Here is a 15,268-nt window from a genome sequence, read left to right as displayed (position 1 = left end):
CTCAGGCTTTCCTCCGGGCGCTTCCCTTCGGTGTTTCCGACTCTATCAGATCTTTTCTCGACCCGATTTCCTCGGTGCTTTCCAGGTTCCCGCTCTCGCGTTTCCCTTTCCGGCTTTCCCGACTTTATCAGAGATTCTGAGTCAGGATTTCCGCCCTGCCGGGGCAGGTCCCTGACGCTCGGTGGCGCCGGGTTCCCCCGCTGGCGGAGCCGTAAACGTACTGGAGCGGGGCCCCTCGACGCAAATCGAGGGGCCCCGCTCCAGGTTCACCTGCGTCAGGACTTGACCAGGCGTCAGACCTCAACCACCACAGGCAGGATCATCGGCCTGCGCCGGTAGCTGTCCGAGACCCACTTGCCCAGGGTCCGTCGGATCAGCTGCTGCAGCTGGTGCGGCTCGACGACGCCGTCCTGCGCGGAGCGCTCCAGTACCTCCGTGATCTTCGGGATCACCTCGCCGAAGGCGGAGTCCTCGATGCCCGAGCCACGGGCCTGCAGATGGGGACCACCGGTGATCTTGCCCGTCGAGGCGTCCACGACCACGAAAACCGAGATGATGCCCTCGTCGCCGAGGATCTTGCGGTCCTTGAGCGCCGGCTCCCCGACGTCGCCGACCGAGAGGCCGTCGACGTACACGTATCCGGCCTGGACCTTGCCGGAGATCTTGGCCTTGCCCTCGATGAGGTCGACGGCGATGCCGTCCTCGGCGATGACGATCCGGTCGTGCGGGACACCCGTCAGCGCGCCCAGCTCGGCGTTCGCCCGCAGATGGCGCCATTCGCCGTGGACCGGCATCAGGTTCCTCGGGCGGCAGATGTTGTAGAAGTACAGCAGCTCGCCCGCGGACGCATGGCCCGAGACGTGCACCTTCGCATTCCCCTTGTGCACCACGTTGGCGCCCCAGCGGGTCAGGCCGTTGATCACGCGGTACACAGCGTTCTCGTTGCCCGGGATCAGCGACGAGGCCAGGATCACCGTGTCGCCCTGGACGATGCGGATCTGATGGTCCCGGTTGGCCATCCGGGACAGCGCCGCCATCGGCTCGCCCTGCGAGCCCGTGCACACCAGCACGACCTCTTCGTCAGGCAGGTCGTCCAGGGTCTTGACGTCCACCACCAGACCGGGCGGCACCTTCAGATAACCGAGGTCCCGCGCGATGCCCATGTTGCGGACCATGGAGCGCCCCACGAAGGCGACCCGGCGGCCGTACTCGTGCGCGGCGTCCAGGATCTGCTGGATGCGATGGACATGACTGGCGAAGCTCGCCACGATGATCCGCTTGCGGGCGCCGGCGAAGACCTGACGCAGGACGTTGGAGATGTCACGCTCGGGCGGGACGAAGCCCGGCACCTCGGCGTTCGTCGAGTCGGCGAGGAGGAGGTCGATGCCCTCCTCGCTGAGCCGCGCGAACGCATGCAGGTCGGTGAGGCGGTTGTCCAGCGGGAGCTGGTCCATCTTGAAGTCGCCGGTGTGCACCACCATGCCGGCGGGGGTGCGGATGGCGACCGCCAGGGCGTCCGGGATGGAGTGGTTGACCGCGATGAACTCGCAGTCGAAGGGGCCGACCCGCTCTCGCTGCCCCTCCGCGACCTCCAGCGTGTAGGGGCGGATGCGGTGCTCCTGGAGCTTCGCCTCGATCAGGGCGAGGGTCAGCTTGGAGCCGATCAGCGGGATGTCGGGCTTCTCCCGCAGCAGATACGGGACGCCGCCGATGTGGTCCTCGTGTCCGTGAGTGAGGACGATGCCCTCAACGTCGTCGAGGCGATCGCGGATGGACGAGAAGTCCGGCAGGATCAGGTCGATTCCGGGCTGCTCCTCCTCAGGGAACAGCACGCCGCAGTCGACGATCAGCAGGCGGCCGCCGTACTCGAAGACGGTCATGTTCCGGCCGATTTCCCCGAGGCCGCCGAGTGGGGTGACCCTCAGGCCGCCTTCGGGGAGCTTCGGCGGCGGGCCGAGTTCAGGATGCGGATGACTCAAAAGACTCTCCTCACCACGCACGCCACGTACCTGTAGGGGCACGTGGCGCGCATGACGTTCGTGCAAAAGCAGTTGTTGTGTGGGATGCAGGCACCTGGGTCCTGCCTATTCAGTTGTGAAGTCTGTGTCAGAGTTCTACCCCGCCGGCGACAAGATCGATCTTGAGCTGAGCGGTCTCCTCGGGCGAGAGCTCGACCATGGGCGCGCGCAGCGGTCCGGCGGGCAGACCCTGGAGCGCGAGCGCGGCCTTGGTGGTCATGACGCCCTGGGTGCGGAACATGCCGGTGAAGACCGGGAGCAGCTTCTGGTGGATCTCCAGCGCCTTCTGGACGTCGCCGCCGGCGTAGGCCTCGGCCATCGCCCGCAGCTCCGGGGTGACGACATGGCCGACGACCGAGACGAATCCGACCGCGCCCACCGAGAGCAGGGGCAGGTTGAGCATGTCGTCGCCGGAGTACCAGGCGAGGCCGGACTGGGCGATCGCCCAGCTGGCGCGGCCGAGGTCGCCCTTGGCGTCCTTGTTGGCGACGATCCGCGGGTGCTCGGCCAGTCGGACGAGGGTCTCCGTGGTGATCGGGACACCACTGCGGCCCGGGATGTCGTAGAGCATGACCGGCAGCTCGGTGGCGTCGGCGATGGCCTTGAAGTGCCGGTACAGGCCCTCCTGCGGGGGCTTGTTGTAGTACGGCGTCACGGTGAGCAGTCCGTGTGCGCCGGCCTTGTGCGCCGCGCGCGCCAGCTCGATGCTGTGGTGGGTGTCGTTCGTGCCGACACCGGCGACGATGTGGGCGCGGTCGCCGACCGCCTCCAGGACGGCCCGTACCAGCTCCGATTTCTCCGCATCGCTGGTGGTGGGGGACTCGCCGGTGGTGCCGTTGATGATCAGGCCGTCGTTGCCTGCATCCACCAGGTGGGTGGCGAGCCGCTGTGCGCCGTCGAGGTCGAGTGCGCCGTCCGCCGTGAACGGCGTGACCATGGCGGTGAGGATCCGCCCGAAGGGGATCTGCGGAGTGGAGGTCGGAGCCATGGCATACACGCTACTCGTTGCTCAGGGCGGGGTCTGCCCTCGGGGTGCGGGGAAAGTCCTGACAAAGATGGAACCCGGCACTGCCTGCTCGGGGGTTCAAGCAGTGCCGGGTCCGTTTGATCAGGCTAGATGAACTTCTCGAAATGCCGCAATACGGACACTTCGCTCGGCTGACCGCACATCTGTGCCCGACCCGCGAACAGGCGCGGTATCACGGCGCAACGCGCCCGTTGGCATTGAAGGCGGCATGGGTGAGCGGCATGAGCTCGGCCCACTCCGCCTCCATCCGCTCGCCGACCATCTCGATCTCCCGCTGGGGGAACGAGGGCACCTTGGCCAGTTCGTGCTGGGTGCGCAGGCCGAGGAAGTGCATGAGGGAGCGCGCGTTGCAGGTCGCGTACATCGACGAGAACAGGCCGACCGGGAGGACCGAACGGGCGACCTCGCGGGCCACGCCCGCGGCCAGCATCTCCTGGTAGGCCTCGTACGCGTGCACGTACGTGTCCTCCATGACCCGGCCGACCAGCTCCTGCTGCGCCTGGGTGCCCTCCACGAACCGGTACTTGCCGGGGCGGCCCTCCTGGACGAGCTTGCGGGACTCGTCGGGGACGTAGAAGACGGGCTGGAGCTCGCGGTAGCGCCCGCTCTCCTCGTTGTACGACCAGCCCACGCGGTGCCGCATGAACTCGCGGAAGACGAAGATCGGGGCGCTGATGAAGAACGTCATCGAGTTGTGCTCGAAGGGGCTGCCGTGCCGGTCCCGCATCAGGTAGTTGATCAGCCCCTTGGAGCGCTCCGGGTCCTTCTTCAGCTCGTCGAGGGACTGCTCGCCGGCGGTGGAGACACGGGCGGCCCACAGCACGTCGGAGTCGGCCGCGCTGTGCTTGACCAGCTCGACGCTGACATCGCTGCGGAAGCTGGGCTTGAGGTCGTCGGCGGGGGTGTCGGTCACGGCGTAGAAGATCCTTCCCATCACAGGCTCGGGCGGCGCCCACTCTACGGCCCTGCACCGACAACGGGGCGTTCGCTGCCGGGCCACGACATTCGACCGCGAAGTTCGGCGAAATCGGCGAAACAGGGCACCTTTCGGCGGTCTCGCGCGTCTGTATGAGTGACGGCGCCCCGTTCGGGTCACCCGGTCCACAGCAAGCCCCGGGAATCCCGGTCCCTACCAGCCAGAGGAGATGCGCTCCCCATGTTCCGTCGGCGCGAGCCCGTACCGTTCGCCTTCCTCGCCGAGGCCGACTCCTTCCGCAGCAATGTCACGCGTCCGCCCCGCGAGCGTGCCTCGGTCGGCCAGATCGCCGGGCGCTGGCTGACGGGGCTCACCGTCGTGGCCGGGCTCGTGGGCGCCCTGGTCATCGGCATGCCGTCGATGTCGCACCAGTCACCCGCGGCGACGCAGCACTCCGAGGCCTCCGACGGGCGCTGAGGCGCTCTCGCCGTCCGACTGGCGCACAGGCGCACTCCCTCGGCCCCCCGAGGGTGGTGAGCCGGGACACGGCTCGATAGCCTCACCGGGCACAGCCCCATGAGCGAGTGAGGATCAGCCGTGCCCCTGCCCTTCCTGACGGCCGACCGTGCTTTCGAGCAGGCAGCGGACGACACCCCGCTGCCGTACGACGACCGCGACCGCTGGCGGCGCCCCTACCGCCCCGGCCCCTGGCGGGTGGGTGCGGCCGCGCTCCTGCTCCTCCTGGCCTCGTACGTGCTCTTCGCGGCCGTCATCATCGCGTTCACCGGCACGCTGTCCGGTGCCGTCATGGTCTTCGCCATCGCGCTGGTCGTCATCGCCGGGGCCCTGCGGCTGCTGCGCATGGGTGTCTGGGTGAGCGCGCGGGGGCTGCGCCGGGTGGGCTTCTTCGCCACGCGTACGACGCGCTGGGAGCAGGTCGTCTCGGTACGGACGGTGCAGCAGCCGGTGCGCTGGCTCGGGCTTCCGCGCACGGTACAGGGACAGGCGCTGGTCTTCCTCCGCAAGGAACGCGCGGCCGAGGAGCTGCTGCCGCCCCTGCTCACCACGCACGGCGCCGACTTCCTGGCGCGCCCGCAGGCCTTCGACCGGGCGGCGGACACGGTCGAGGCATGGGCCGCGGAGTACGGCCGGGTCTGACCGGCCAGGACTCCGGGCCGGACGCGTCACGACGCAGGGCCGCCGGAGGCGCGACGACCCGACGACGAAGGGGCCGCCCACGGATGCGGGGCGGCCCCTTGTGCGTCCGGGCGGCCGGTCCTCGGACCGGGGCGGGGACGGCGGTCGTCAGGGTGTGACCGGCCTGCCCTCGTGCAGGGCGATCGCCCGCTGCATCGCCTTGCGGGCGCGGGGCGTGTCACGGGCGTCGTGGTAGGCGATGGCCAGCCGGAACCAGCTGCGCCAGTCGTCGGGGGCCGCCTCCGTCTCCGCCCTGCGCCGGGCGAAGACCTCGTCGGCCGAGTCGCGGTCGATCCGGCCGCCGGGAGTGCGTCTGAGTTCGTCGACCGGCAGACCGCCCTCGGCGTCCAGCTCGGCGGCGAGCCGATTGGCCTTGCGGACGAACTGGGTGTTCATCCACAGGAACCACACGCCGATGACCGGCAGGATCAGTACCGCGACACCGAAGGGGACGGTGACCGCGGTGCCGGTCTGGATCAGGAGCACTCCACGGCTGCCGACCAGGACGAAGTAGACGACGAGGACGGCGGCCGTGACGGCGTAGGTGAGCTTCGCGCGCATGGACGGCCGCTTCTACTTCAGGTCGAGGAAGTGTTCCAGGCCGAAGGTGAGGCCCGGGGTGGTCACGACACGGCGGACACCGAGCAGGATGCCCGGCATGAAGCTGCTGTGGTGCAGCGAGTCATGGCGGATGGTGAGGGTCTCGCCCTCGCCGCCGAGCAGCACCTCCTGGTGGGCGAGCAGACCGCGCAGACGGACCGCGTGCACCGGCACCCCGTCGACGTTCGCCCCGCGGGCGCCGTCCAGGGCCGTCACCGTGGCGTCGGGCTGCGGGGCGCTGCCCGCCTTCTCGCGCGCCGCGGCGATCAGCTGGGCGGTGCGCGTGGCGGTGCCGCTGGGGGCGTCCACCTTGTTCGGGTGGTGCAGCTCGATGACCTCGACGGACTCGAAGTACGGGGCGGCCACCTCGGCGAACTTCATGGTCAGCACGGCGCCGATGGAGAAGTTCGGGGCGATGAGGACGCCCGTCTCCGGTGACTGGGCCAGCCAGCCCCTCAGCTGCGCGAGGCGCTCGTCGGTCCAGCCCGTCGTACCCACCACGGCGTGGATGCCGTGCCGTACGCAGAAGTCGAGATTGCCCATCACCGAAGCCGGCGTGGTCAGCTCCACCGCCACCTGGGCGCCCGTCTCGACGAGGGCCTCCAGCTTGTCGCCCCGGCCGAGAGCGGCCACCAGTTCCATGTCCTCGGCGGCGTCGACGGCCCGTACCGCCTCCGCACCGATCCGGCCCTTGGCGCCCAGGACCGCCACGCGCAGCTTGCTCATCTCTTGCTTCCTTAACCGGAGGGGATTACGCGACCGCATCGTGCAGACGGGACGCCTGCCGGTCCTTCAGCGGGCCGATGACCGACAGCGAGGGCCGCTGTCCGAGGACGTCCCGGGCCACGGACCGGACGTCGTCCGGGGTGACCTCGGCTATCCGGGCCAGCATGTCGTCGACGGACATCTGGTCGCCCCAGCACAGCTCGCTCTTGCCGATGCGGTTCATCAGCGCGCCCGTGTCCTCCAGCCCGAGGACCGTGGCCCCGCGCAGCTGGCCGATGGCGCGGGTGATCTCGTCGTCGGACAGACCGTGCTCGGCCACCTGGTCCAGCTCGTCCCGGCAGATCTTGAGGACGTCGTGGACCTGGCTGGGGCGGCAGCCCGCGTAGACGCCGAACAGACCGCAGTCGGCGAAGCCGGAGGTGTACGAGTACACGCTGTAGGCGAGGCCCCGCTTCTCGCGGACCTCCTGGAAGAGCCGGGACGACATACCGCCGCCGAGCGCCGTGTTCAGCACCCCGAGGGCCCAGCGGCGCTCGTCGGTGCGGGCCAGGCCGGGCATGCCGAGGACGACATGCGCCTGCTCGGTCTTGCGGGACAGCAGCTCGACCCGGCCGGCCGTGCGGATGCCGCGGCGGCCTTCGCGCGGCCCGAGGGGCACGGCGTCCGACCGGGTGAGCGCGCCGGCCTTCTCGAAGGCGGCACGCACCTGGCGTACGACCTTGTTGTGGTCGACGTTGCCCGCGCACGCGACCACCAGATGCGTGGGGTCGTAGTGCTTGCGGTAGAAGCGGCGGACGCGGTCCGCGGTCAGCGCGTTGACCGTGTCGACCGTGCCGAGGACCGGGCGGCCGAGCGGGGTGTCGCCGAGCATCGTGTGCGCGAAGAGGTCGTGCACACAGTCGCCCGGGTCGTCCTCCGTCATCGCGATCTCCTCGAGGATCGCGCCGCGCTCGATGTCGACATCCTCCTCGCGGATCAGCGAGCCGGTGAGCATGTCACAGACGACATCGATCGCCAGCGGCAGGTCGGTGTCGAGCACCCGCGCGTAGTAGCACGTGTACTCCTTCGCCGTGAACGCGTTCATCTCGCCGCCGACCGCGTCGATCGCGGCCGAGATGTCCAGGGCGCTACGCCGTTCCGTGCCCTTGAAGAGCAGGTGTTCGAGGTAGTGCGTGGCGCCGTTCAGCGCCGGTGTCTCGTCGCGCGAGCCGACGTGCGCCCAGATGCCGAACGTGGCGGAGCGCACCGAGGGCAGGGTCTCGGTGACGATGCGCAGTCCACCCGGAAGGGTGGTCTTACGGACAGTGCCGATGCCGTTCGCCCCCTTGATCAGGGTTTGGGTACGGGCGACGGCCCGCGCCTCCGAGGAGGTGCGGGCCGTCGCCTTGAAGCCACGGGACGTCACTGGTCGGTGTCGTCCTTCGCGTCCTCGCCCGCGTCCTCGCCCTCGATGACGGGGATGAGGGAGAGCTTGCCGCGGGAGTCGATCTCGGCGATCTCGACCTGGACCTTCTGGCCCACGCCGACGACGTCCTCGACGTTCTCCACGCGCTTGCCGCCGGCGAGCTTGCGGATCTGCGAGATGTGCAGCAGACCGTCCTTGCCCGGGAGCAGCGAGACGAACGCGCCGAAGGTGGTCGTCTTCACGACCGTGCCCAGGTAGCGCTCGCCGACCTCCGGCATGGTCGGGTTGGCGATGCCGTTGATCGTGGCGCGGGCGGCCTCGGCGGACGGGCCGTCGGCGGCACCGATGTAGATCGTGCCGTCGTCCTCGATCGTGATCTCGGCGCCGGTGTCCTCCTGGATCTGGTTGATCATCTTGCCCTTGGGGCCGATGACCTCACCGATCTTGTCGACCGGGATCTTGACGGTGATGATCCGCGGGGCGTGCGGGGACATCTCGTCGGGCCGGTCGATGGCCTCCATCATCACGTCGAGGATGTGGAGACGGGCGTCGCGGGCCTGCTTGAGGGCCGCGGCCAGGACGGAGGCCGGGATGCCGTCCAGCTTGGTGTCGAGCTGGAGGGCGGTCACGAACTCCTTGGTGCCGGCGACCTTGAAGTCCATGTCGCCGAAGGCGTCCTCGGCGCCGAGGATGTCGGTCAGCGTCACGTAGTGCGTCTCGCCGTCGATCTCCTGGGAGATCAGACCCATGGCGATACCGGCGACCGGGGCCTTCAGCGGCACACCGGCGTTCAGCAGCGACATGGTGGAGGCGCAGACCGAGCCCATGGACGTCGAGCCGTTGGAGCCGAGGGCCTCGGACACCTGACGGATCGCGTACGGGAACTCCTCGCGCGTGGGCAGGACCGGGACCAGGGCGCGCTCGGCGAGGGCGCCGTGGCCGATCTCGCGGCGCTTCGGGGAGCCGACGCGGCCGGTCTCACCGGTGGAGTACGGCGGGAAGTTGTAGTTGTGCATGTAGCGCTTGCGCGTCACCGGGGAGAGGGTGTCGAGCTGCTGCTCCATGCGCAGCATGTTCAGCGTGGTGACACCCAGGATCTGGGTCTCGCCGCGCTCGAACAGGGCCGAGCCGTGCACCCGCGGGATGGCCTCGACCTCGGCGGCCAGGGTGCGGATGTCGGTGACACCGCGGCCGTCGATGCGCTTCTTCTCCTTGATGACGCGCTCGCGGACCAGGGCCTTGGTCAGCGAACGGTACGCGGCGGAGATCTCCTTCTCGCGGCCCTCGAACTCCGGCAGGAGCTTCTCGGCGGCGAGCTGCTTGACGCGGTCCAGCTCGCTCTCGCGCTCCTGCTTGCCGGCGATGGTGAGCGCCTGGGCCAGCTCGGGGCGGACCGCGGCGGTCAGTGCCTCCAGGACGTCGTCCTGGTAGTCGAGGAAGATCGGGAACTCGGCGGTCGGCTTGGCGGCCTTCGCGGCGAGGTCGGCCTGGGCCTTGCACAGCACCTTGATGAAGGGCTTCGCGGCATCCAGACCGGCGGCGACGACCTCCTCGGTGGGGGCCTCGGCACCGCCCTTGACCAGCTGGATGGTCTTGTCGGTGGCCTCGGCCTCGACCATCATGATCGCGACGTCGCCGTCCTCCAGGGCGCGGCCCGCGACGACCATGTCGAAGACGGCGTCCTCGAGCTCGGTGTGCGTCGGGAAGGCGACCCACTGGCCGTTGATCAGCGCGACGCGGACGCCGCCGATCGGGCCGGAGAAGGGCAGGCCGGCCAGCTGCGTGGACGCGGACGCGGCGTTGATCGCCACGACGTCGTACAGGTGGTCGGGGTTGAGCGCCATGATGGTGGCGACGACCTGGATCTCGTTGCGCAGGCCCTTCTTGAAGGACGGGCGCAGCGGGCGGTCGATGAGCCGGCAGGTGAGGATGGCGTCCTCGGAGGGACGGCCCTCACGGCGGAAGAAGGAACCGGGAATCTTCCCGGCCGCGTACATCCGCTCCTCGACGTCCACCGTCAGGGGGAAGAAGTCGAGCTGGTCCTTGGGGCTCTTGGACGCGGTGGTGGCCGACAGGACCATCGTGTCGTCGTCCAGGTACGCGACGGCGGAGCCGGCGGCCTGCTTGGCCAGGCGGCCCGTCTCGAAGCGGATCGTACGGGTGCCGAAGGAGCCGTTGTCGATGACGGCCTCGGCGTAGTGGGTCTCGTTCTCCACTAGCGTTTTCTCCTCGTCTTCGTCCCTCGCTGCCCGTGTGGCAGGGGGACGGTGGCGGAGAAGCGCTCCATCTGGTGCGGGCCGGTCTTCGATCGAAGCACCCGGGGCTCGCTTCCCCCCGGGGGCCACTACCGAGGACCGGCGGCGGCGAGGTGCGCTTCTCCTCGTTCGGTGCGCGGGGATGTGCCCGGGGTCCGGACGCTCCTCGCACGGTGTCGTACGTCTTGCGTTGTGCTACCACACTACAAAGCGGCAGTGACAGTCCGCACGTACAGCAAAGGGAGCGGTCCCCTTCGCTCGGGAACCGCTCCCTTCACGGCGTCTTACTTGGCGCCCGCCGCACCACGGCGGATGCCGAGGCGGTCGACCAGCACACGGAAGCGCTGGATGTCCTTCTTGGCCAGGTACTGCAGCAGGCGGCGACGCTGACCGACCAGGATGAGCAGACCACGGCGGGAGTGGTGGTCGTGCTTGTGGGTCTTGAGGTGCTCGGTCAGGTCCGAGATACGGCGGGACAGCAGCGCGACCTGGACCTCGGGGGAGCCGGTGTCGCCCTCCTTGGTACCGAACTCGGACATGATGTGCTTCTTCGTAGCGGCGTCGAGCGACACGCGTACTCCTCGTAGTCTTTTTGAGTGCCACCGAGTGCCCCTGGTCTGCTTCTCAGGGGAGCTTCCACAACTCGGGCGGCGGGATCCGCTCGGCGCGGCCTCCGGATCCCTGGCAGCCCCTGAGGGGCGTCGGCGGGGTCCGGGGGGCGTACACGAACGGCCGTCACACAGGGTACCAGCCCGTAGTGGGCAGGTTTCCCGCCCCTCGGGCCCGGCGGGCTGCGGGCATCAGCGCGCCCGCAGGAACTGGTCTGCGACGACGACGGCGACGAGCCCGGTCGCCAGCAGCCACGTGCCGACGCGGGTCCGGCCGCGGCGGCTGAGCTCGATGACCACGCCGCACAAGATGAGGATGGCGCCGTAGACACCGATGGTCAGGAGCGAGGGTTGTTCACGGAGCCCTATGACAAGCATGACAGCGACCGCGGCCATGATTGTCCCGGCCACGGCCATGCGTAGGCGGCGGGCCTGCCGGGGGCTCAGTGCCTGGTGCCGCTCCTCCGGTTCCGCCGGCTCGTCAAGCTCCTCGGTCTCCCCGGTGGGCCCGGTCCGGTCGCCATCGGCATCTTCCTGACCGGTGTCGACGTCTTCTTGATCGGTCGAGGTCACGTCTTCTTGATCGGTCGAGGGCACGGCAGCCTGATCGGTCGAGGTCACGGCAGCTTGATCGGTCGTGGTCATGAGGGCAGCGTAGAAGCGGAAGCATCGTGCGCGCCGACAACATCGCGGCAATGCCTCCGACTTCCGGGACGGCGACGAACCACTCGTCCGGGCACGCTCGCCTGATGAACCACCCGTCCGGGAGCGCTCGCCTCCGGCTCGCGGGTCGCGGGCCCCATGCGACAGGCCGCAAGCCGCAGAGTCACCGCAGGCAGGGTCACAACAGCCGGAAGCCGAAGCCCGTGGCGGCGAGGCCGACGACGAGGATCGTCGGTCCGAGGACGTAGTTGCCCCACTTTCTGCGTCCTTGGGCACGCCAAAGAGCGATGGTCACAGCGACACCGGCTATGACGATCAGACACCCGGCGATCCCGAGGAGCGCCAGCAGGAAGCCGCTCCAGGAAGCGGGGTGGTCCTGGTTCGGGGTCCAGGTCGCCGCAAGTCTCATGGCGTCGGCTGCTCTCCCTCGCTCTTGGCCAGGTCCTGGATGTCCGACTCGATGCCGGAGCCTGCGGCGTAGACGCCCGTGTTCAACGTGGTGCCCACGGTGTTCTTGAACGCGCTGTCGGCGAGCTTGCCCTGATCGCTGAGGTTCTCGCCGCCAAGGCTTCCATGCTCCTCCAAGGCGTGGTTGACGCCATGGTTCTGGGCGTTGCCGACGGCACCGGTCGCAGCGTTCGTGAGAGCGTCCTGACCCATCGTCGACGCGTCCTGGTCGTTTGCCATGTCGGCCGAGAGGCCACCCGCGACGTTGCCCGCCGCGCCGTTGACGGTGGTGCCGAGCAGGCCATCGCCCCTGAGGACATTGCCCGCCACCCCGGTCAGCTCCGCCGTGTCCGCCAGCGCCGCACCGCCCCCGGTGAACACGGCCGTACCGCCGGCGGCCCACGCACCGCCGGCGAGGTCGTCCCCGACGGTCACAGGCTGACCGTGAACGGCCTGGTTGACCATCATGCTGCCCGAGTCGGCGGCGAAGTTCGTGACGAAGCTCTCGCCCCCCTTGGTGAGGAACTTCGCGCTGAACTGGGCCACTTTGGTGAGAACCCGGGCCAGCGTGGCCGCCCCTTCCTCGGTGAGCGCGCCGAATCGCTCCAGCAGGGCCGCCACCTTCTCGGCGGCCGAGGTGAAGAGCTTCACCAGGTCGACGATCCTGCTGATGCGTGCGGCCACTGCCGTGTTCGCGACGAGGTCGGAGAGGAAGCCGGTGAAGAAGGACAGCGCCGCTCCGGCCACCTCCATCTCGGCGATCTCGACACAGATGTCGATGATCTCCTCGTTGATCCTGTCGATCTCGTCGGCGTACGCCCGCAGCCCGTCGGCCACCTGGTGGAAGTTGTGCGCGACGTCGCTGATGACCTGCTTCTGTTCCCGCCAGTGCTTCTCGAAGGCGTCACGGGCCTCGCCGTGCCAGCCCTGTCTGTCGATCCCCGCGATCGCCACATCGAGGGTGTGGACGACCTCGGTCAGCTCGGTGCCCATGGTGTCCCAGGCACGGGCGATCGTCCGGAGGCTCTCGCCGTCACCGCCCGGAAGCTCCACCCCGCACGCCTGGAGGATCTCCAGGACCTTGCCGTCGATCCAGCTGTTGATGCTCACGCCGGGCCCGCTGCCGGCCTGGTCGCGGCGTGGAGACGGCTTACGGCCACCTGGTCGGAGTCCTTGTAGTTCGCGGCGTTGAGGCGCAGCCGGTCGGCGTCGCTGCCGAGCACCCCGGGGAGGTGCCCGAGCGCCTTGACGGTGCTGGTCAGCAACTTCTGGTACTTCTCCGCCGCCCCGTCGCAGGCGCCGAGCAGACCGAAGGCCTCCCCGATCTCGGACGCGGTCGCCGCGAAGTCGTCGATCGGCCCGGCCAGCCCCTTCGCCTCCCTGTCGAACTTGCCCGCGAGGTCCGTCAACGTATCGGGATCGACACCGAACTGGTTCGTCATCCCGCCCCCGTCGTCGAGTACATGATTCAGCGACGGTACCCACGACAGTCATGCGTGACGGGGGACGTTTACCGGTTCAGAAGACGACCCTGTCGCATCCTTTGCGCCTGCCCGTCCCGCGGTTTACGCAGCAGCCTGCGCGCGGGAGGCCTGGGCTGGTCGCAGTAGGCAATCCGCACGTACGGCAACACCTACGGCAAAGGAAACGGCGCCCCGCAGTAGCGGAGCGCCGTTCGCCGTCGAGCGGTCGTCAGACTCCGCCGCGGACTTTGCCGTAGACATCGAGGACGGCCAGGCAGACCGGGACCAGGGAGAGCAGGACCAGGGAGTCCGCGAGGTCCAGCATGCGGCCCCAGAAGGGGGAGAGCCCCTTCTGCGGCACGATCAGGGCGATCGAGATCAGCAGCAGCACACCGGCCGCGACCGAGGCCCCGAGCCACAGGGTCCGTATGTCGACGGGTCCGGCGTTGCCCTGGGCCAGCTCGACGAGGATGTCGGTCGGGGGCGAGATCGCGAGGCCGAGGACCAGGAGGCCGAGGGTGACGACACCGGCCACGAACAGGCACGTCACCTGAGCGGTGTAGCGGAACAGACGGGCCCGCAGCATCGCGGCGAGGCCGGTGCACAGGGCGAGCAGCTGCGCCCAGCCGCTGTCGCTGAAGCCGAGCACCGCGCCGCCCGCGCCGATGACGACGGCGGCGCAGCCGCCCACCAAGCCGAGCAGCAGTTCGTGGCCCCGGCCGGTCTGGGCGATGATGCGCTGGACGTCGACCGCCTCCAGGTCGCCGTCCCGGCCCTCGCGACGGGCCCGGGCCAGGTCCTCCGGGTTGCGGAAGCCGATCGGCAGCTTGGCGAAGCGGGCCGACCAGCCGGGCAGGAAGCCGACGACGGCCAGCGCGACGACCGCGGTGCCCGCGGCGATCTGCCGGGGCTGTGCGTCGGTGAGCACACCGCAGAACACGGCGAGCGTGCCGATCGCGGCGGCGAGCGCGGCGGCCACGAAGGGGGCGTCACCCTGCGGCAGCAGCATGATCAGCACGATGGAGAAGAGCAGCACGGCGACGCAGCCGACGAGGAACTGGATCCGGCCGGGACCGTGCCCCGCGTCCTGGGGAATGACGCCGGAGCCCGCGATGAGCGCGTGCGGCAGGGCCGAGACACCGAGCGCGACGGCGGAACCGCGGTCGGCGTAGACCCGGGCCCGCACACCGGCGAGTGCCGTGAGGCCGACGGCGACCACACCGGCGAGGATGCCCTGAAGGCCGTGCATGTCATGCCGTATCGGGTCCGCGAACCAGAAGACGAAGCCGAGCATGACCAGCAGCAGTGCACCGGAGACGAGGCCGGCCACCCGCATCAGGTTGTCGTTCCAGCTGCGCAGGTCCTGCTTGACCGCGGCGGCGATCGCGTCCACCACGTCGTCGTGCACGGCCGGCGGCAGGGAATCGGCGAACGTGCGCAGCAGCAGCACCTCGCCGTCCCTGACCCGCTGCTCCTGCAACGACCGGCTCGCGTCGAGCACTTGCCCCTCGCGACGTACGAGGTGGTAGCCGGCGGGGCTGGTGTCGGGCTGGACCAGGCCCGAGAGCCTGACAATCTCGGGAAAGAGGTCCTGAATCGGCAGGTCCTCCGGCAGCGCCACATCGACACGGCTGTCCGGCGCTGCGATGGTGATTCGGCAGAAACCTGTCGAAGTCCCCGTGCTCACCTGGTAGTTCCCCCTGCTAGACAAGGCTTCTTCACGACTTTTTCACGACTTCGCGCCGCTCGTACGACACGGAGCGCCACCCTATCCGTTGCCGCCTCGGGTCCGGGGCCAGCCTCCTCCTTTCCCCCAGGACCCGCCAGGCATCTCCATCGTCCTGCCTCCTTTGCGCACGGTGCGCATCAGTAGGATCGACGCCTGCGTGGACGACGCCTACGCGAACGAGAACAGGTCGCGGTACACGGGGGCGTCGGTACCA

The 15,268-nt window shown here is 69.3% G+C and carries 15 protein-coding genes; 2 read left to right on the top strand and 13 right to left on the bottom strand.

Annotated features, from left to right (window positions below):
* Positions 1-293: 293 nt before the first annotated feature.
* From AB0L95_RS33760 to thyX, 3 genes are all read right to left on the bottom strand, one after another.
* Positions 294-1,979, bottom strand: a complete 1,686-nt coding sequence (locus AB0L95_RS33760; RefSeq protein ID WP_365168443.1) for a ribonuclease J — start codon at positions 1,977-1,979, stop codon at positions 294-296.
* Between the two features lie 127 nt (positions 1,980-2,106).
* A complete protein-coding gene (gene dapA, locus AB0L95_RS33755; protein ID WP_365168441.1) occupies positions 2,107-3,006 on the bottom strand; it encodes a 4-hydroxy-tetrahydrodipicolinate synthase in 900 nt (299 codons plus the stop codon).
* Positions 3,007-3,217: 211 nt separating this feature from the next.
* Positions 3,218-3,958 (bottom strand): FAD-dependent thymidylate synthase, encoded by a 741-nt coding sequence (gene thyX / locus AB0L95_RS33750; protein ID WP_365168438.1) that lies wholly within the window; start codon positions 3,956-3,958, stop codon positions 3,218-3,220.
* A gap of 243 nt (positions 3,959-4,201) precedes the next feature.
* On the opposite strand from thyX, the gene AB0L95_RS33745 reads away from it, so the two are divergent.
* Together AB0L95_RS33745 and AB0L95_RS33740 are read left to right on the top strand one after the other, a co-directional pair.
* Positions 4,202-4,438: a hypothetical protein gene (locus AB0L95_RS33745; RefSeq protein WP_365168436.1), complete on the top strand. Its 237-nt coding sequence runs from the start codon at positions 4,202-4,204 to the stop codon at positions 4,436-4,438.
* 120 nt (positions 4,439-4,558) lie between these two features.
* On the top strand, positions 4,559-5,119 hold the full coding sequence (locus AB0L95_RS33740) for a PH domain-containing protein (protein WP_365168434.1): 561 nt from the start codon (positions 4,559-4,561) through the stop codon (positions 5,117-5,119).
* A gap of 147 nt (positions 5,120-5,266) precedes the next feature.
* On the opposite strand, the gene AB0L95_RS33735 is transcribed toward AB0L95_RS33740, so the two are convergent.
* From AB0L95_RS33735 to eccD, 10 genes are all read right to left on the bottom strand, one after another.
* Positions 5,267-5,719, bottom strand: a complete 453-nt coding sequence (locus AB0L95_RS33735; RefSeq protein ID WP_365168432.1) for a tetratricopeptide repeat protein — start codon at positions 5,717-5,719, stop codon at positions 5,267-5,269.
* A gap of 12 nt (positions 5,720-5,731) precedes the next feature.
* Positions 5,732-6,484 (bottom strand): 4-hydroxy-tetrahydrodipicolinate reductase, encoded by a 753-nt coding sequence (gene dapB / locus AB0L95_RS33730; protein WP_365168430.1) that lies wholly within the window; start codon positions 6,482-6,484, stop codon positions 5,732-5,734.
* 25 nt (positions 6,485-6,509) lie between these two features.
* Positions 6,510-7,889, bottom strand: coding sequence for a pitrilysin family protein (locus AB0L95_RS33725; protein ID WP_365168428.1), 1,380 nt, complete (start codon positions 7,887-7,889; stop codon positions 6,510-6,512).
* A complete protein-coding gene (locus tag AB0L95_RS33720; protein WP_365168425.1) occupies positions 7,886-10,105 on the bottom strand; it encodes a polyribonucleotide nucleotidyltransferase in 2,220 nt (739 codons plus the stop codon). Before AB0L95_RS33720 ends, AB0L95_RS33725 begins: the two co-directional genes overlap by 4 nt.
* A 323-nt stretch (positions 10,106-10,428) precedes the next feature.
* On the bottom strand, positions 10,429-10,716 hold the full coding sequence (gene rpsO, locus AB0L95_RS33715; protein WP_365168423.1) for a 30S ribosomal protein S15: 288 nt from the start codon (positions 10,714-10,716) through the stop codon (positions 10,429-10,431).
* 228 nt (positions 10,717-10,944) lie between these two features.
* Positions 10,945-11,397: a hypothetical protein gene (locus AB0L95_RS33710; protein WP_365168421.1), complete on the bottom strand. Its 453-nt coding sequence runs from the start codon at positions 11,395-11,397 to the stop codon at positions 10,945-10,947.
* A gap of 196 nt (positions 11,398-11,593) precedes the next feature.
* Positions 11,594-11,824 carry a hypothetical protein gene (locus AB0L95_RS33705; protein ID WP_365168418.1) on the bottom strand — a complete coding sequence of 77 codons (231 nt, stop codon included), beginning with the start codon at positions 11,822-11,824 and terminating at the stop codon, positions 11,594-11,596.
* Positions 11,821-12,972, bottom strand: a complete 1,152-nt coding sequence (locus AB0L95_RS33700) for a WXG100 family type VII secretion target (RefSeq protein WP_365168416.1) — start codon at positions 12,970-12,972, stop codon at positions 11,821-11,823. The genes AB0L95_RS33705 and AB0L95_RS33700 overlap by 4 nt, the downstream gene beginning before the upstream one ends.
* Positions 12,969-13,304, bottom strand: a complete 336-nt coding sequence (locus AB0L95_RS33695) for a type VII secretion target (RefSeq protein WP_365168414.1) — start codon at positions 13,302-13,304, stop codon at positions 12,969-12,971. The genes AB0L95_RS33700 and AB0L95_RS33695 overlap by 4 nt, the downstream gene beginning before the upstream one ends.
* Positions 13,305-13,554: 250 nt before the next feature.
* A complete protein-coding gene (gene eccD, locus AB0L95_RS33690) occupies positions 13,555-15,012 on the bottom strand; it encodes a type VII secretion integral membrane protein EccD (RefSeq protein WP_365168412.1) in 1,458 nt (485 codons plus the stop codon).
* Positions 15,013-15,268: the final 256 nt, after the last annotated feature.

Origin of the sequence: Streptomyces sp. NPDC052036 (genome assembly GCF_040680495.1) — a bacterium.
Lineage (GTDB): Bacteria > Actinomycetota > Actinomycetes > Streptomycetales > Streptomycetaceae > Streptomyces.
The sequence above is the reverse complement of the archived record's forward strand: the minus strand, read 5'-3'. Positions and strand labels throughout refer to the sequence as shown.